15 protein-coding genes, 1 tRNA gene and 1 riboswitch are annotated in these 16,181 nt (G+C 70.9%); of the genes, 6 read left to right on the forward strand and 10 right to left on the reverse strand.

What is annotated here, in order from left to right; all coding sequences use genetic code 11:
• Positions 1–77: 77 nt before the first annotated feature.
• Positions 78–437, reverse strand: a complete 360-nt coding sequence (gene crcB, locus E0E30_RS10715; RefSeq protein ID WP_130866264.1) for a fluoride efflux transporter CrcB — start codon at positions 435–437, stop codon at positions 78–80.
• Positions 434–967 carry a fluoride efflux transporter FluC gene (locus tag E0E30_RS10720; protein ID WP_130866265.1) on the reverse strand — a complete coding sequence of 178 codons (534 nt, stop codon included), beginning with the start codon at positions 965–967 and terminating at the stop codon, positions 434–436. The genes crcB and E0E30_RS10720 overlap by 4 nt, the downstream gene beginning before the upstream one ends.
• Positions 968–982: 15 nt before the next feature.
• Positions 983–1,055, reverse strand: a riboswitch (Fluoride riboswitch).
• Positions 1,056–1,128: 73 nt separating this feature from the next.
• Between E0E30_RS10720 and E0E30_RS10725 the strand changes: the two genes are divergently transcribed.
• On the forward strand, positions 1,129–2,226 hold the full coding sequence (locus E0E30_RS10725; RefSeq protein WP_130866266.1) for a TRM11 family SAM-dependent methyltransferase: 1,098 nt from the start codon (positions 1,129–1,131) through the stop codon (positions 2,224–2,226).
• Between the two features lie 103 nt (positions 2,227–2,329).
• Here E0E30_RS10725 and E0E30_RS10730 read toward each other — a convergent pair whose 3' ends face one another.
• Together E0E30_RS10730 and E0E30_RS10735 are read right to left on the reverse strand one after the other, a co-directional pair.
• The gene (locus E0E30_RS10730; protein ID WP_130866267.1) at positions 2,330–3,262 is read right to left on the reverse strand and encodes a trypsin-like serine peptidase; all 933 of its coding nucleotides are present in this window, start codon (positions 3,260–3,262) and stop codon (positions 2,330–2,332) included.
• Between the two features lie 92 nt (positions 3,263–3,354).
• Positions 3,355–4,368, reverse strand: a complete 1,014-nt coding sequence (locus E0E30_RS10735; protein ID WP_130866268.1) for an acetylxylan esterase — start codon at positions 4,366–4,368, stop codon at positions 3,355–3,357.
• A gap of 88 nt (positions 4,369–4,456) precedes the next feature.
• On the opposite strand from E0E30_RS10735, the gene E0E30_RS10740 reads away from it, so the two are divergent.
• Positions 4,457–4,957, forward strand: a complete 501-nt coding sequence (locus E0E30_RS10740; protein ID WP_130866269.1) for a SixA phosphatase family protein — start codon at positions 4,457–4,459, stop codon at positions 4,955–4,957.
• Between the two features lie 73 nt (positions 4,958–5,030).
• On the opposite strand, the gene E0E30_RS10745 is transcribed toward E0E30_RS10740, so the two are convergent.
• Complete coding sequence (locus tag E0E30_RS10745) at positions 5,031–6,008, reverse strand: hypothetical protein (RefSeq protein WP_130866270.1); 978 nt, start codon at positions 6,006–6,008, stop codon at positions 5,031–5,033.
• 249 nt (positions 6,009–6,257) lie between these two features.
• Here E0E30_RS10745 and E0E30_RS10750 point away from each other — a divergent pair, with 249 nt between their 5' ends.
• Together E0E30_RS10750 and E0E30_RS10755 are read left to right on the forward strand one after the other, a co-directional pair.
• Positions 6,258–7,616, forward strand: a complete 1,359-nt coding sequence (locus E0E30_RS10750) for an ammonium transporter (protein ID WP_210115820.1) — start codon at positions 6,258–6,260, stop codon at positions 7,614–7,616.
• Positions 7,613–7,951: a P-II family nitrogen regulator gene (locus E0E30_RS10755; RefSeq protein WP_130866272.1), complete on the forward strand. Its 339-nt coding sequence runs from the start codon at positions 7,613–7,615 to the stop codon at positions 7,949–7,951. Before E0E30_RS10750 ends, E0E30_RS10755 begins: the two co-directional genes overlap by 4 nt.
• Before the next feature lie 122 nt (positions 7,952–8,073).
• Here E0E30_RS10755 and E0E30_RS10760 read toward each other — a convergent pair whose 3' ends face one another.
• Both E0E30_RS10760 and E0E30_RS10765 read right to left on the reverse strand, forming a co-directional pair.
• The gene (locus tag E0E30_RS10760; RefSeq protein ID WP_130866273.1) at positions 8,074–9,423 is read right to left on the reverse strand and encodes a flavin monoamine oxidase family protein; all 1,350 of its coding nucleotides are present in this window, start codon (positions 9,421–9,423) and stop codon (positions 8,074–8,076) included.
• Between the two features lie 304 nt (positions 9,424–9,727).
• Positions 9,728–9,803 (reverse strand) — tRNA-Thr (locus tag E0E30_RS10765).
• A 284-nt stretch (positions 9,804–10,087) separates the two neighbouring features.
• Here E0E30_RS10765 and E0E30_RS10770 point away from each other — a divergent pair.
• Together E0E30_RS10770 and E0E30_RS10775 are read left to right on the forward strand one after the other, a co-directional pair.
• Positions 10,088–11,305: an integrase catalytic domain-containing protein gene (locus E0E30_RS10770; protein WP_130866274.1), complete on the forward strand. Its 1,218-nt coding sequence runs from the start codon at positions 10,088–10,090 to the stop codon at positions 11,303–11,305.
• A gap of 90 nt (positions 11,306–11,395) precedes the next feature.
• Entirely contained in the window at positions 11,396–13,090 is a 1,695-nt protein-coding gene (locus E0E30_RS10775; protein WP_130866275.1) for a DUF885 domain-containing protein, read from the forward strand.
• A 147-nt stretch (positions 13,091–13,237) separates the two neighbouring features.
• Here E0E30_RS10775 and E0E30_RS10780 read toward each other — a convergent pair whose 3' ends face one another.
• From E0E30_RS10780 to E0E30_RS10790, 3 genes are all read right to left on the reverse strand, one after another.
• Entirely contained in the window at positions 13,238–13,552 is a 315-nt protein-coding gene (locus E0E30_RS10780) for an LppU/SCO3897 family protein (protein WP_130866276.1), read from the reverse strand.
• Positions 13,553–13,636: 84 nt separating this feature from the next.
• Positions 13,637–15,286 carry an alpha/beta hydrolase gene (locus tag E0E30_RS10785; protein WP_210115821.1) on the reverse strand — a complete coding sequence of 550 codons (1,650 nt, stop codon included), beginning with the start codon at positions 15,284–15,286 and terminating at the stop codon, positions 13,637–13,639.
• The gene (locus E0E30_RS10790) at positions 15,283–16,020 is read right to left on the reverse strand and encodes a PSP1 domain-containing protein (RefSeq protein WP_130866277.1); all 738 of its coding nucleotides are present in this window, start codon (positions 16,018–16,020) and stop codon (positions 15,283–15,285) included. Before E0E30_RS10790 ends, E0E30_RS10785 begins: the two co-directional genes overlap by 4 nt.
• Positions 16,021–16,181: the final 161 nt, after the last annotated feature.

Here is a 16,181-nt window from a genome sequence, read left to right on the forward strand (position 1 = left end):
CCAGGCTGTCAGGGCCCGCCGCAGATGCGTCCCGGCGGGCCCTTCCCGGGGCGGTGAGGGCCAGGGCGGACGAGGCCTCAGGACGCCAACCAGAACCCCAACCAGGCCACCCCCAGACAACCCACCGCCATCCCCAGACAGTTGAGCAGACCGGCCCAGCAATGCCCCTTGCCGAGCAGCCTCACCGTCTCGACACTGGCCGTCGAGAAGGTCGTGAACCCGCCGAGGAAACCGGTCCCCAGGACGAGCTTGAGCCGCGGGTCGACGCCGTCGGCGAGGACGAGGGCGGTGAGCACCCCCATGGCCAGGCTGCCCAGGAGATTGACCGCCCAGGTTCCCCAGGGCATGAGGGTCTGACGCCGCCCGCGCAGCCAGCCGTCGAGGACGAACCGGGCCACCGCGCCGAGGCCTCCGGCGACCATCATGAGCAGGGTCATGCCGGCCTCCCGGTGGTGCGCACGGCCAGGACGATGCCGAGCCACGCCGCGCCGGCCCCGGCGACCAGGGTGATCGCCGGGTAGCCCAGGGCGACGGCGTCGTGCCCGCCACGCAGCAGGAGGACCGACTCCATGGCGAAGGAGGAGTAGGTCGTGAAGGCCCCGCAGAAGCCGGTGCCGAAGTGCAGTCGGGCCAAGCGCAGCCAACCGCGGTCCTCACCCGAGCGCACCAGCCCCTCCGAGAGCCACCCGAGGGCCACGCAGCCCAGCAGGTTGGCGACGAGCGTGCCGACCGGCCAGCCGTGGACCGCCGGCAGGGCGTCACCCAGGGCCCACCGTGCGACGGTGCCCAGGCATCCGCCGAGCAGGACGACGTAGAGGTATCGCCAGCGCAGGTGCAGGGGACGGGCGCTGTCACCGGTCGCCCGGTCGACGTCGGGGTCGATCCACGGGCGGCGGGGCCGCTGGCCCGGCTCGGTCGGCGTCGGGACGCTCGGGGCCCCGGGACGCGGGTCGACGGCATCGGTCATGGACACACTCCTGTCGGTGCAGCAGGAGCCATCAGCCATGCGGCGGTTCGGACATCTCGTCCCGGCGGGGTCCATCGCCGGTGCTGATGATACGCCGACCGGCTCGGCGGTGACGGCGCCGTCCGGCAGGGCGGACGCGCCGGGCGTGGCACAATGCGGCCGTGCCCTCCCTCCTGGTCCTCCTGGCCCCGTCCGCCAACCACGTGTACGCCGGCCAGGCCCCCCGGCTCGCCGCCACCGAGATCGCCCTCACCTGCCCGCAGGTGCGCCAGGTGAGCCCGGTCCGGATCGCCGGGGTCGACTACCTCGAGGCGACCGTCGACGAACTCGCGCCGGTCCTGGCCCCGATGGCCCGGGCGTCGGCGACCCTGGCCCTCTTCGTGCGACACGGTGACCTGCTCGAGCCGGTCGAGCTGCCGGTCACCGGGGCGCTCGACGAGGACCTCGTCACCATCCCCAAGTACCGCGGCAAGACCAACGAGCAGTTCACCCGGCTGCTGCTCAACGTCACCCTCGCCGCCACGCGCGAGCAGGTCGCCCAGCGGCTGGCCGAGGGCCGACGTCTGGCGGTGCTCGACCCCATGGCCGGACGCGGCACCACCCTCCAGACCGCCTGGTTGCTCGGCCATGACGGGTTCGGGGTCGAGGTCGATGCCAAGGCGGTCGAGGCGCTGTCGGCCCACATGACGACCTGGCTGCGCCACAAGCGTCTCAAGCACACCGCCGGGATGCACCCGGTGCGTCGGGAGGGTCGATCCCTGGGGCGCCGGTTCGACGCCGAGCTGCGCCTGCCCGAGGCCGAACCCCTGACCATGGGCGTGTTCACCGGCGACACCCGCGACTCCGCGGCGTTGTGGGGCCGCAAGCTCTTCGACGCCGTCGTCGTCGACGCGCCCTACGGGGTCGTCCACGGTTCGACGACCGGCCGGGGCGACCGGCGGGGGCCCGGACGCGGGTCGGCCCTGCGCGCGCCCGGCCGCGGGGGGGACGCGGACCGCCACGATTCACCGCGCAACCGCGACCGCTCCCCCGCCGAGCTGCTCGCCGAGGCGGTGCCGGTGTGGGCCGGCCAACTGCGGCCCGGCGGGGCCATGGGCATCTCGTGGAACACCTTCGGCATGGCCCGGGAGGACCTCCTCGACATCATGGCCAAGGCGGGCCTGGAACCGCTCGATGACGCCCTCCACCAGGGCCTCGAGCACCGGGTGGACTCCTCGATCCACCGGGACGTGGCCGTGGCGGCCAGGCCGGTCGGCTGACCCGGGTACTCGGGCGACCCGCCACGATTCGCCGCGCAACCGTCGTCACGAGCCGCCCGACCGTCACCGCGCGACGTTCCGCGGGGAAATGTGGCGGTCGGCCTCAGCAGCCGTCCGACCCCGGAGCAGGAAGGGTGTCGCCACTGGTCCCGGCCCGGGCGACGAGCGCCTCGAGGGTCGACCCCAACGGCGGTGAGTAGGACACGTCGGCGCTGCATCCGCCCTGGTTGACACCACCGACGATCCCGACGATGGCCCAGCCCGTCGTCGTCCGCTGGAGCCAGGGCCCACCACTGGTGCCGCCGGCGAAACCAGCGCAGTCGATCGTGGCGACGGACCCCGAGGACGCCGCCGAACTCGTCGTCGACGTCACCGAGGTGGTGCAGCTCGTGACCGATCCGCTCGTGCCACGGACGTACCCCATGGCCGTGACCGTCGTGCCCGCCGACGCGTTCGTGCCGATCTCCTCGGCCCCCACGACGCTCTCGAGGGTCCGTGAGACGCCGTCGATCGTCCGGGATGCCACCTCGAGCACGACGATGTCGTCATCGGGGTCCTGGGAGGACACCCACCCGGCCGGGGCGTACGCGGCCCGCACCGTCCACGTGCCGTAGGGCGCCGAGCCGTTGGAGTAGCCGGGCACGAAGGTCATGCCCACCCCGGTCCCGCTGACGCAGTGGGCGACGGTGACGATGAGGTCGCCACTCGGGCTGTCGATGACGCTGGCGGTGCAGGAATGGGTGGTCGACCCGGCCGAGAAGAGCGCGCCGACCGTGGCCCCCAGCGACGCGGACGTCGTCGAGGCCGCCGCCGAGGAACTCGAGGCGGTGCTGGCCGCGCTGGACGTCGAGTCCTGGGACGAGGTCACCGACCTCGAGACCTCGGTCGCGACCTGCACGACGGCATGACCGAGATGACGGGCCGGCAGCGGCAGCACGGCGGCGTGCGCTGCCCGGATCCCCAGCGAGGTCGCCGCCACGACCGCGACGATGACCGCCGCCATCCGCTTCCACACCGTTCCCCACCCCCGGTCCACGACCTCTCACACCCTGCGCGGACCATACTGGTGACGCCGTCTGTTCCCGTGCTGTCGCAATCCTGTGAACCCACGGTGGAGGGGGAGGCACCTCACCGCGTCAGGAGCCGCTCCATGACACCGAGCTGGTTCCACGTCTGGACGTCCTCGCCGGCGGAGTGCTGGGCGAAGGGGTAGACCGCCATCTGCTTGGGCATACCCTGGCGCCCGCGCGGGGACAGCTCGCCCCACAGGTTGTAGGCGGCCCAGCAGCCCGAGGGTGGACAGACCGGGTCCATCATGGCCACCGAGAAGTACGCCGGGTCGGCGGCATACCTCGCCAGGTGCAGGTTGTCGAAGAGGCAGAGGGTCCCCAACGCCCGCCCCACCAGGTGCGGATGGGATCGCAGGTACGCGACGACCTCGAGGTAGGGCCCACCCGTGGCGACGTCGAGGGCGCGCCGGATGTCGCAGAGGAACGGCGCGTCGACGAAGGACGCCGTCAACCCCACCCCGCGCATCGCCGCCAGCCCGGACACCGCGATCGCCTGCGCCCCGCCCTGGGAATGTCCCTGGACGACGACCCGCCCGGGGTCGACGAGGTCGAGTCCCAACCCGACCTGGAGGGCCCGGAAGGCGTCGACGTAGAGCCGCCGGAAGTAGTGGTCGTCGGGGTTCGACAGATTCGGCGTCATGAACCCCGGCGCCCCCGACCCGCCCCACGGGCCGGCGTCCGGCGAGTTCTCGACGATGTTGGGGTGCGCCCAGCCCTGGCCCCGCGGATCGACGACGAGATGGGCGTACCCGGCACCGACGAAGGGCGTGGCCAGCGGCACTCCTCGTGACGACGAGTACCCCTGGTACTGCACGACCAGCGGCAGCCCGCCACTCGCCCCGGCCGGCACGTGCAGCCAGGCACTCACCCGCGTGCCGGCATATCCCGCGAAGTCGACGTCGTAGGTGTCGACGAGACGCTGCCGGTTGTCGTAGCGGGTGATCCGGGGATCGAGGTCGATGCCGTCGTGCTCATCGAGGGTGCGCTCCCAGAAGGCGCGGAACCCCGTCGGCTCGGGCCGGTCGGGCACGTACTGGCGTGCCTCCTCGAGGGTCATGTCGGTCAGGGCCATGGCGCCATGGTAGGGCCCGAGCGTCGACGCGTCCGGCCGACGTCGGTCGCAGGCCCGCCCGGGCGAGGTCCGATGGGAGGATGAGCCCATGCACACGCTGTTCCTCATGCGCCATGCCCAGCCGGCCCACGTCGCCCCGAACGGCGGGGGCGACCACGACCGCCCGCTCACCGCGCTGGGACGGCGTCAGGCCGCCGAGGCGGGGCGCACCCTGACCCTGCGCGGGGTCGACCTGGCGATGGTCTCGAGCTCCGTGCGCACCCGTCAGACCTTCGAGTGCCTCGGACTGGACTGCGAGGTCGAGACGATGCGTGCGCTCTACGGGGCGGGTGTGGGGACCGTGCGGCAACGGATCTCCGAGACCCCCGAGGAGGTCGGGACCCTCCTCGTCGTCGCGCACTCACCGGCGATCCCGCAGCTGGCCGCGCAGCTGTCGGACGCCTCGGACCCGGCGGCGGCCTCCGAGCTCTCGTGCCACTTCCCGGCGGGCACCCTCACCGAGATCCGACTCGACGGGCCGTGGACCGAGCTGCTCGACGAGTACTCGACCGCGACGAGCCTGGTCGCCACGCAGGAGCCGGCCCTGTAGTCACCGAGCGGCGCTCCTGCGTGTCACCCCGGGAGCGCTGTGCCTCACCGCGCGACGCCCTGCGCGCTGTGCCTCACCGTGCGATGTACACGACGGCGTCGTTACCGCCGGTGCACGTCGTCAAGGTCGCCGCGACGCAGGTCATGTCGTAGTCCTTGCCGGTGACCGGGCTGTGCGCGACGACGTGGAAGGTGCCCGAGGAGTTCTGCGGGACGGCGTCGGCCACGGCGATGGCGAAGGGGCAGGAGGCGCTCCCGGCAGCTCCGACGCCATCGGCACACTGCTTCGCCCCGGCCGGCAGGCTGGCCGCCGCCGACGAGGCGACCGAGCTGGGACTGACCGCAGGAGTCGACTGCTCCTCACCGGCGCTCCGGGAGGGCACGCCGGTCGACGTCTCCGAGGTTGCCGACACGGAGGTCGACGGGGCCACCTCCGCCGACGACTCGGCCGCGCTCGGCGCGGGGCGCGAGGAGCTGGCAGCGACGCTCGCCGACGGCGTCACCCGGGGCACGGCGGGGATGGCGCTGCCCGATCCACGTCCGATGAGCCACCACACGACGAGGACCAGAAGCACCAGGGCCACGAGAAGGACGACGGCCAGGACCGCGAGCCCCGACGCTCCCCGACGCTGACGGGGCCGCTCCTCGGGTTCGTCCGGGCCGGTGGGAGGAGCCGGCGGGGAGAAGACGGCCGGCGCGGGAGCGACCGGACGCATGACCGCGGTCCGTTCGGCCTCCGGGTCACGGAACCAGTCGGCGGGCATCTCCGGAGCACCGGTCACGGACGGAGGTTCGGTCCTCGTCCCATTCGTCACCGGTTCCCCGTCGGAGGCATCGGCGGGCACCCCGTCGAACGGACGGGTCGGCGTCTCGTCGGCGCGGACATCTCCCGCCGACCGCGTGTCGGCGCCGGGCAGCACCACCGTGGCGTCGCCGATGGGGTCGAGCGGGTGGTGCAGGGTCTCCTCGAGGGCCGGGTCGGTCATCCGCACCGACCCCGACAGCCGCAGGTCGAGGGAGCACTGCGGGCACACGGAGTCCTGGGGTCCCACCGGCGACCCACATCGCGCACAGAACATCCGAAACCCCCTCCGACGCCGATGTGACACCGGTCGGCGCCACATCGGAAGGATACGGGACACCTCTGTGCCGCGCCCGGAGCTGGGACGGGGCGGGATCCGGACCGTCGGTCCGGGCAGTCGGACCTCCGTAACCGACCCGCAACACGGGCGGCCCTTTTGTCACCAGGTGGTAACCGATGTCGAACACCGACGACATCCCGGTCCTCAAGGATGAACGCCATGACACCACTGCTCGAGATCAATGCAGGCGACACCGCCTGGGTGCTGGCGAGCGCATCGCTGGTCTTCCTCATGACACCGGCTCTCGCGTTCTTCTACGGGGGCATGGTGCGCGCCAAGGGCGTCCTCAACATGCTCATGATGACGGTCGTGCCGATGGCCACCGTCGGGATCCTCTGGTCGCTCTTCGGCTACTCCATGGCCTTCGGCGACTCCATGTGGGGAGGCCTCATCGGCAACCCCCTCCAGTACCTCGGACTCCACGGAGTGCTCGGCCAGACCGTCGGAACCATTCCGATGACCGTCTTCGTCGCCTTCCAGTCCGCCTTCGCCATCATCGCCGTCGCCCTGGTGGCGGGCGCCCCGGCCGACCGGATGAGGTTCGGCGCCTGGGTGACGTTCACCATCGCCTGGGCCGTCCTGTGCTACTTCCCGGCCGCGAACTGGGTCTTCGGCACCGGCTGGATCCTCAACACCATGCACGCCGTCGACTTCGCCGGTGGTACCGCGATCCACATCAACGCCGGCGCCGGGGCGCTGGCTCTGGCCATCGTCCTGGGGCCGCGGATGGGGTTCGGGTCGCGACCGATGCGTCCGCACAACACGACCCTCGTCATGCTCGGTGCCGGCGGCCTGTGGTTCGGCTGGTTCGGGTTCAACGCCGGATCGGCCCTGGGCGCCAATGAGCAGGCCGGTCTCGCCTGGACGAACACCCTGCTCGGTGCGGCGGCGGCCATGCTCGCTTGGCTGGTCGTCGAGCGGGTCCGGGACGGCCACCCCACGACCCTCGGCGCGGCGTCCGGCATGGTCGCGGGCCTGGTCGGCATCACCCCGGCCTGCGCCGCTGTCTCGCCCCTCGGGGCGCTGTTCGTCGGCGTCCTGTGCGGGGTGGCGTGCTCCCTGGCGGTGGGCCTCAAGTACCGCTTCCACTACGACGACTCGCTCGACGTCGTCGGGGTGCACATGGTCGGCGGCCTGGTCGGCACCGTGGCGATCGGTCTGGTCGGCGACCCGACACTCATGCCCGCGGCCTCGCTGGCCGCCAACGGCAAGGGGTTGCTGCTCGGTGGTGGGTTCAAGCTCCTCGGCGTGCAGGCCCTGTGCGCCCTGGCCGTGCTGGCCTACAGCTTCGTCGTCACCTTCGCCATCGCGACCGTCATCAAGAAGACCATGGGCATCCGCCTCACGGTCCGCGAGGAGCTCCACGGCATCGACCTCGTCGAGCACGCCGAGTCGGGCTACGACTTCTCCAGCGTCCGGTACAGCTCGCTGGTCGTCCCCCGCAGCGCCCCGCACGAGTCCACCTCGTCGACCGCACCGGTCTCGCCGGTCGACCTGACCGAGGAGGTCGACGCATGAAGCTCATCACAGCCATCCTCCAACCCGAGGCCATCGACGACGTCCGCCTGGCCCTCGCCCGGGCCGGGGTCGGCGGGATGACGATCTCGGAGACCTCCGGGTACGCCCGGCAGAAGGGCCACACCGAGGTCTACCGGGGAGCCGAGTTCACCATCGACTTCGTCGAGAAGGTGCGGATCGAGGTCCTGGCCACCGATGAGGGGGCCGAGAAGGTCATCGGAGCCATCTGCACCGCCGCTCGCACCGGCGAGATCGGCGACGGCAAGGTGTGGGCGACGACGGTCGACGAGGTCGTCCGGATCCGCACCGGGGAACGCGGGGTCGACGCCATCTGAGTCGGAACCCACAGGCCAGGGGGGTGCAGCGTTCGCGCTGCACCCCCCTTCGTGTGCCGGGGCTCTTTCGTGTGCTGGGGCTCGTCCGTGCTCCGGGGCTCGTCGGAGTCCCCGGGCCGGTCTCAGGACGTGATCTCCAGCACCGTGCCGGCGGTCGCGGCGGCACTGCGCACCGCCCCCTCCATGTAGCCGTTGAAGGTCGAGGCGTACTCGGCCCCGGCGAAGAGCACCCGGTCGAGGGGCTGACCGAGCACCGGCCCGGACGCCGTCCACAACCCGGGGGCGAAGTGCGCGCCGTGGCAGCCGGCGGTGTACTTCTCGGCGAGCCAGTCGCGGTCGACGTAGTCCAGCGGCTTGCTCGGGGCCTTGCCGAAGGCCTTCTCGACCGCCTCCTCGAAGATCCGCTGACGCAGGGTGAGCGAGAGCTTGCCGTAGCCGGAGGACTCGGCGCCCTCGAAGAACCCCAGGAGAATGCCCCGGTCGGAGTCGTCGGAGGTGTCGAAGGTGATGCGGACGGCACCCTCGTCGGCACTCATCTGGCCCGAGGCCCCGCGCTCGCGCCACCACGGGTGGTCGTAGACGAGGAAGGCTTTGATGACATTGCCGGCGGGCACCTTCTCGGCCAGCTCGAGCCGCTCGGGCGGCAGCGGCGGGTCGAAGGTGATCGTCTTGAGCAGCCGCGGCGGCACGGTGACGACGACCGTGCGGCCCTCGAAGATCTGGCCGCCCTCGACCTCGACGACGACGTGGTCGGCGTCGTGACGCACGGAGGTGACCGGGCTAGACAGCCGCACGGCGTCACCGAGGCGCTCGGCCAGGGCACTGGTCACCTGGGCCATGCCCCCACGCACCCGTCCCTGGCGCAGGCCGCCGTTGGCCGCGACGAAGGACTCGAGATCGACCCCGCGGTTGACCTGGTGCAGGGCGTCGATGAGGGTCGTCACCTCCGGGGAGATGCCCAGGGCCCGCTGGACGAGCCGGGTGAAGTAGGCCCGGCCGCCGTCGGTGCGCAGGTTGCCGGTGGTCCACTGGGCGAAGGTCTGAGAGAGCCACCGGGTGTTCGCCTGCGCCCAGGTCGGGTTCTCCTCGACCCGGTCGGCGAGCCGACGAAGGCGCAGCAGGGCCTGGCCGACGTCGGAGAACTCGAAGGGGGTGAGGCTGTCCTGGGCGGCGGGCTGCTCGGTGTGGATCTTCGTCACCTGCCCGCCGAAGCGAAGCACCATGTCGCCGGGGTTCGGCTCGACGAGGGACAACCCCTCCTGGGCGATGAGCGAACGCATCTCGTCGTGACCCCAAGCGACCCACTGGCCGCCCATCTCGACGACGTGACCGTCGGACAGGACGACGTTCTCGACACGGCCGCCGACGCGGTTGCGGGCCTCGAGGACGAGAACCTTGCGGCCGGCCGAGGACAGTTCGGTCGCAGTGCTGAGGCCGGCCAGGCCGGCTCCGATGATGATGCTGTCGAACATGGTCTCCTCCTGACCCGCGAGCGCCCGGGCCACACGTCGTTGTGCACATCGATGCACTCTCACCTCGATGCTATCGACCGAATGTGCTGGCGCATCGAGCGGGGTCGCGGGTGCACGCTCGCGCGCCGGGGCTCCCGCACCCGATGTCAGGAAACTCCCCGGAGGGAGCGATTGTTCCCCTCCAGGGGAACAATTCCGCGCTGGAGGGATTCTCCTGATGCCGTTGCGACGGGACCCCACCCGCACGACCGCGTCGGGGCCGCCGGACACGACGAAACCCGCCCGCACGAAGCGGACGGGCTGGTGGAGCCGTCGACGGGAATCGAACCCGTGACCTACGCTTTACGAGAGCGTCGCTCTACCGACTGAGCTACGACGGCGTGACCGCACGAGGCGGACCGGGAGAACTATACCGGCATCCGCATCGGGTGCGAAACCGGTCGACGAGACTCACGTAAAAGGTCCGGATGCGGCAGCACGTGCCTCAGATGAGGATGTCCGCGTACTGACGGTGTAGGCCCGGGCCATGGATCGGGAGCTGTCGATGGCCGCACGCCGTGAGATCACCAAGAAGTACGNCGACGAGACTCACGTAAAAGGTCCGGATGCGGCAGCACGTGCCTCAGATGAGGATGTCCGCGTACTGACGGTGTAGGCCCGGGCCATGGATCGGGAGCTGTCGATGGCCGCACGCCGTGAGATCACCAAGAAGTACGCCCACCAGTACCGGGCCGCATCGAAGAAGGACAAGTCGGTGCTGCTGGACTCCCTGACCGCCACCACAGGCTGGACCCGTGACCACGCCCGCCGCGCGATCCGGGCAGCCCTGACGCGGAAAGGTGCCGCGTCCCAGCAGAAGCGCCGGCCCCGGCCCCGCAAGTACTCCTACGACGCCGTGAAGGTCCTCCAGCACGTGTGGAGCGTGACGGGTCAGCCCTCCGGGAAGTACCTGGCCCCCGTGATGGACGACACCCTGAACAGGCTGGAACGCTTCAAGGAGTTCGGGAAAGTCACCCGCCGGGCCACCCCCGCGGTGCTGACCGAACTGCGCTCCATGTCGGCGGCCACCATCGACAGGTACCTGAAACCCTTCAAGGACGCCGCCTACCCGGCCGCCGGCCTGTCAGCCACCCGACCCGCCCCTCACATCCTGCGTGCCGCGGTGCCCCTGCGCACCAGCCTGGACGGGCCGATCACCGATCCCGGGCTGGTAGAGGTCGACACCGTGGCCCACTGCGGCCACACCCTGGTCGGGGAATTCCTGTGGACCTTGTCGGCCACCCTGCCCGTCTCCGGCTACACGGTCCTGACCACGGTCAAGAACAAGGCATTCGTCCACATCGGGGCCGGCATGGACCGGATCGTCGACCAGATGCCCGTGCCCGTGGCGGAGGTCCACGTCGACAACGGGTCGGAGTTCATCAACTGGGGCCTCATCGACTGGGCGAAGGGCCACGACATCGCGATGTCCCGCTCGCGGCCCTACAAGAAGAACGACAACGCCCACGTCGAGCAGCGCAACGGCGACTGGGTCCGCCGCCACGCCTTCAGATACCGCTACGAGACCGCAACCGAGCTTCAGCTGCTCAACCAATTGTGGCCCCCGGTGATGGCCCGCAAGAACCACCTACTGCCCTGCGTCAAGGCCATCGGCTGGACCACCACCTCCGCGGGGCGCAAGAAGCGGGTCTACGACAAGCCCAAGACCCCTTACCAGCGGCTGGTCGACTCCCGTGTCCTGGACCCCGCCACACGGGCCCGCCTGGCAGCCGAGCACGACAGGCTCAACCCCGCCGATCTGGCCCGGCGGATCACCGACATCCAGAACCAGCTCATCCGCCTAGCCGAACGTCGCACCCAGACCGACCAACCCGCCGCCTGACTCATCTCCATCCGGACATTTCAGCTGAGGCAAGCGCTGCGCTCATCCGGACATCTTGACATGAGGCAAGACGCCGGTAGCGTCGTGTCCATGACTTCGCAGATCGAGCAGAACCCGGCGACGCACCCCGACACCGAGGTCGACCGCGTCGCGAACCGCTACTGGGACCAGGTCGTCGAGGCCAGCCCCATGCTGGCGACGGACCTGGGCCTGGACGCGCACCAGGACGAGTACGACGACCTGTCACCGGCCGGGCGTGAGGCCAACTACCGCCGCCTCATGACCGCCCTCGACGACCTCGACCGGGCCATGCCGACCGATGACGTCGACAGGATCACCGTCGCGGCCATGAGGTCGGTGCTGGGTCTGCAGGCCGAGTCCCACGACAAGGGCTTCGACCTGCTCAGCGTCAACGGCATCGCCTCGGACCTGCACGCGGTGCGGGCCGTCTACGACGCCATGCCGACCGACACCCCCGAGCAGTGGCGGACCATCGCCCGACGTCTGCACGCGGTCCCCGGAGCCGTCGAGGGATGGCTCGCCTCACAGCGCGCCTCCGTCGAGGCCGGGGTCGCCCCGGCGGCCCGGCAGCTGCGGCTGCTGGCCGAGCAGGTGCGCGGTTGGACCGGCCACGGCGGGTTCCTCGACACCTACCTGGCCGGCGCCACCCTCGGCGACGAGCCCCTGCCCGACGACCTGCGCACCGACCTGGCGGACGGTATCGAGGTCGCCAAGGGGGCCTTCGACAAGGCCGCCGGCATCCTCGAGACCGAGCTGCTCGAGAAGTCCACCAGGGTCGACGCCGTCGGCATCGAGCGCTACCGACTGGCCTCCCGCGAGTTCCTCGGGTCGACCATCGACCTGGCCGAGACCTACCGATGGGGTCAGGAGGAGCTCGCCCGGATCGTCGACCTCCAGCACCGGACCGCCGACCGGATCTCGTCGGGGGCAAGTGTGCCCGAGGCCATGGCCATCCTCGACGCCGACCCGCGCTACCAGATCCATGGCACCGACGCCCTGCGTACCTGGATGCAGGAGCGGGCCGACGAGGCCCTCGACGCCATGGACGGGGTCCACTTCGACATCCCCGCCGCAGCACGTCGGATCGAGGGGATGATCGCGCCGACCCACGACGGCGGCGTCTACTACACCGCTCCCTCGGAGGACTTCTCCCGCCCCGGTCGGATGTGGTGGGCGGTGCCGGAGGGCGTCACCGACTTCACGACCTGGCGCGAACTCACCACCGTGTACCACGAGGGCGTCCCGGGCCATCACATGCAGATCTCGGCGGCCATGGCCCACCACGACCAGCTCAACGCCTGGCGTCGCAACAGCTGGTTGTCGGGGCACGGCGAGGGCTGGGCGCTCTACGCCGAGTGGCTCATGGCCGATCTGGGGTTCATGGACGACCCCGGCCACTTCATGGGACTGCTCGACGGACAGTCGATGCGAGCTGCCCGGGTCATCCTCGACATCGGCCTGCACTGCGGGTTCGACGCCCCGGCCGAGGTCGGCGGCGGCCAGTGGGACTGGGACAAGGCGTGGACGTTCTTCAACAACCACGTGTCGATGGAGGAGGGTTCGGCCCGCTTCGAGGTCAATCGGTACTTCGGCTGGCCGGGTCAGGCACCGGCGTACAAGCTGGGTGAGCGCACCTGGATCGAGCTGCGTGACGCCGCCCGGGCCAAGGATCCGGAGCACTTCAGCCTCAAGGAGTTCCACGACAGGGCGCTGGCGATGGGAAGCCTGCCACTGGATGTGTTGCGTCGAGCCGTGCTCGCGTGAATGACTCGAGCCGTGCTCGCGTGAATGACTCGAGCCGTGCTCGCGTGAATGACTCGAGCCGTGCTCGCGTGAATGACTCGAGCCGTGCTCGCGTGAATGACTCGAGCCGTGCCCGCGTGAATGACTCGGCCCAACCTCACCCGGAACTCAGGGCCGGGTGAGGCACAGGGCCCCGATGTACCCCGTGTCGTGACTGAGCTCGGTGCGCACCTTGACCTTCTGCGCCCCCGCGGGGCACGACGCGCTCGGGGCGACGACCTGGGCCACCCGCCGAGCTCCGTCGGAGGCGCACGACACGACGGGCACCCGACCGTTGTCGACGCTGGCCCCGACCATGACGCACTTGCCGTCCCGACTCTCGAGGATCGACAGCGTGTGGTTGCGCCACGCCCACTCCAGGGCGAGCACACCGACGGCCAGCAGCACCACCGCCGCGATCCGCGCCACGCGCACCACGGTCATCGGGTTCACCTCCTGCCGTCATCGTCCTTCGCGATCCACGGTAGTCAGCCCATCCAAGTCCCGGGGTCGTCGCTCCGGCGACCCTCAGCAGGTCGTCCCGTCACGCGGCACGACGCCGTCGACGAGATATGACGTCACCGCCCGGTGGACGCACTCGTTGCCGAGTTCCCAGGCCGAGTGACCCGCGCCCTTCCACGTGAGGAGCACTCCGGAGTCGAGCTGCCGGGCCATCCACTGGGCCTGCTGGTAGGGGGTGGCGGGGTCGCCGGTCACCCCGAGGACGAGGATCGGGGCGGCACCCTTGGCGGTGATCCTCAACTGCGGTGCGGGGCGCGTCGTCCAGTACGCACACACCGCCGAGGCTCCGAAGGCCGGTCCGAGGATCGGCGCCTCACGTGAGTCGCGGGCGTACTCCTCCTTGACCTGGCTGAGCCCCTTGTCGCCCCCGTCGAGGCAGCCGATGGCCGGGAAGGCGTACGTCATCGTGCTGTACCGACCGGTCTTCGGATCGCGCCCGTTGAGGTAGTCGGAGGCCGCCAGGAGATAGCTCCCGGTGCCCTTCGACATGGCCCAGGAGAGGGCACCGGCGAGGTACTTGTACCCGTCAGCTCCCGAGTAGAGGTACATGGCGATGCCGGTCGCCGCCGCCGAGCGGGTGAGGGTGCGGCCCTCGACGGCCAGTGGATGGGTCGACAGGCGTGTGAGGAAGGTCGTCGTGCGGTCGATGACCTCCCGGGCGCTCGTGCCCAGCCCGCACTGGTCCCCGGCCGTGGCACACCACGCGGCGAAGGCACGGAAGGCCCGGTCGAACCCCATGGCCTGGCTCACCGTGTCGTTCTCGGTGATGTTGACCGCCGAGTCGAGGACCAGTCGGCCGACCCGGCTCGGGTAGAGCTCGGCGTACACGGCGCCGAGGAACGTGCCGTAGGAGACGCCCAGGTAGGTGAGTTCCCGATCGCCGACGAGGTGACGCAGGTAGTCGAGGTCGCGGGCGGTGTCGATGGTCGAGATGTGGTCGAGCAGGACGCCCGAACCGGCCCGACACTGCTGGGCGAAGGCCTTGACGCCGGTGACGAGGGCGTTCCAGCCGGCCGTCGTCGTCGGGGAGGCGTCGAGCCCGAGGTAGGCATCGGTTTGGGACGCCGTCCCACAGACGACCGGGGTCGACCCGCCGGTGCCGCGAGGGTCCCACCCGATGACGTCGTCGTGCGGGAAGGCGGAGGCGTCGAAGTTGTCGAGCATCTCGCGGCCGGAGCCGCCCGGCCCCCCGGGGTTGAGGAACAGGGTGCCGGTACGCGACGCCGTCGCCGGTCGACGTTTGAGGGCCAGGGTGATGGCCTGGCCATCCGGATGGTCCCAGTCCAGTGGCACGACGACAGTGGCGCACTGGAACGAGCCACAGGACTTCCAGGCGATGGTGCGGCCGAGGTAGCGGCCCATCCCCGAGCCCGGCGGGGGGCTCGTGAAGCCCTGGGGACGGGCGGTGCTGGCGGCCGGTGTCTGCCGGTCGGGACTCGTGAGATCGGTGAACCGGTCGTGCTTCGTGGCGTCGAAGGAGGCGACCGGCGGGTCGTCCCGGGTGGCGCTGGCCGAGGCGGACGGCGTCGTGACGGTGGGGTCGGGCGTGCTGCCCGAGGAGGGCCCGGACGACGGCGTGCAGCCCACGAGCAGGGCGGCGAGGCCGACGAGTGCCGCGAGCATCCGGGTGGTCCGGGAGGCCTGGGATCCGGTCATCGGTTCGTCCTCCTGGCGGCGGTCGAGCAGGCCGAGACCAAGGGGCAGCCCCGCGGCGCGCCGTCACCGGCGGATTGCTCGGCCGAGGCGGTGAAGTCGGCGTAGTAGGGCGCCTCGTACCGCAGGCAGCACATGAGATGGCCGCAGGCTCCGGTCACCGCCAGCGGGTTCGACCCCTGGCCCTGCATGGCGGCCAGGCGCATCGAGACCGGCTCGGGATCGCGCAGGAAGGTCGTGCAGCACAGTTCACGCCCGCACACCCCGGCCCCACCGATGAGCCGGGCCGGGTCTCGTCCGGACACCTGACGCAGGTCGACGCGGGCTCCCAGGGTGCGGGCGAGGTCGGGCACGAGGGTGCGGAAGTCGACCCGACGCGGGGCCCGGAAGTACACCGCGACGAGCCTCGACCCCGCGCTCTCGACGAGGTCGACGGCGACGACCTCCATGGCCAGACCGTGCGCATCGATCCGCTCGCGCACCATGTCGGCGATCCGTACCCGATCGGCGCGGCGAGCGGCGGCGCGATCGACCTGCTCGGAACTGGCCGGACCGGAGCACAGCGGCAGGGGTTCGTCGAGGGCCACCTCCTCGGGCCCCCACACGCAGCGGGCGACCTCGTCCCCGTCGGGGGTCGGGTGCAGCACCCAGTCCCCCGCCCGCACGGCCAGGTCGCCGGCGTCGAGGTGGTGCAGCTGGCCGTACTCCTGGAACGCGACGGCGATGACCCTCGTCATGTCGACGAGCCTAGCTGTTGAGCCAGATGGCCGACGCGGGCGGCGCCAGTCGTCGACGGCGACGTCGACCGTGGCGGAGCCGGTGTCCGGGCCGTCCTTGCTCCCCAAGTCGCCACCCGTCGTGACCAAGCGCCGGAACCTGCACTCTGCTCCCGGTATTC

The organism is Acidipropionibacterium timonense, assembly GCF_900605005.1.
GTDB classification, from domain to species: domain Bacteria; phylum Actinomycetota; class Actinomycetes; order Propionibacteriales; family Propionibacteriaceae; genus Cutibacterium; species Cutibacterium timonense.

Excerpts from the sequence above, each read along its gene's own strand:
- crcB (WP_130866264.1), bottom strand. The coding sequence starts at position 437 with ATGACCCTGCTCATGATGGTCGCCGGAGGCCTCGGCGCGGTGGCCCGG.
- E0E30_RS10720 (WP_130866265.1), bottom strand. The coding sequence starts at position 967 with ATGACCGATGCCGTCGACCCGCGTCCCGGGGCCCCGAGCGTCCCGACG.
- E0E30_RS10735 (WP_130866268.1), bottom strand. The coding sequence starts at position 4,368 with ATGGCCCTGACCGACATGACCCTCGAGGAGGCACGCCAGTACGTGCCC.
- E0E30_RS10740 (WP_130866269.1), top strand. The coding sequence starts at position 4,457 with ATGCACACGCTGTTCCTCATGCGCCATGCCCAGCCGGCCCACGTCGCC.
- E0E30_RS10750 (WP_210115820.1), top strand. The coding sequence starts at position 6,258 with ATGACACCACTGCTCGAGATCAATGCAGGCGACACCGCCTGGGTGCTG.
- E0E30_RS10755 (WP_130866272.1), top strand. The coding sequence starts at position 7,613 with ATGAAGCTCATCACAGCCATCCTCCAACCCGAGGCCATCGACGACGTC.
- E0E30_RS10760 (WP_130866273.1), bottom strand. The coding sequence starts at position 9,423 with ATGTTCGACAGCATCATCATCGGAGCCGGCCTGGCCGGCCTCAGCACT.
- E0E30_RS10770 (WP_130866274.1), top strand. The coding sequence starts at position 10,088 with ATGGATCGGGAGCTGTCGATGGCCGCACGCCGTGAGATCACCAAGAAG.
- E0E30_RS10775 (WP_130866275.1), top strand. The coding sequence starts at position 11,396 with ATGACTTCGCAGATCGAGCAGAACCCGGCGACGCACCCCGACACCGAG.
- E0E30_RS10780 (WP_130866276.1), bottom strand. The coding sequence starts at position 13,552 with ATGACCGTGGTGCGCGTGGCGCGGATCGCGGCGGTGGTGCTGCTGGCC.
- E0E30_RS10785 (WP_210115821.1), bottom strand. The coding sequence starts at position 15,286 with ATGACCGGATCCCAGGCCTCCCGGACCACCCGGATGCTCGCGGCACTC.
- E0E30_RS10790 (WP_130866277.1), bottom strand. The coding sequence starts at position 16,020 with ATGACGAGGGTCATCGCCGTCGCGTTCCAGGAGTACGGCCAGCTGCAC.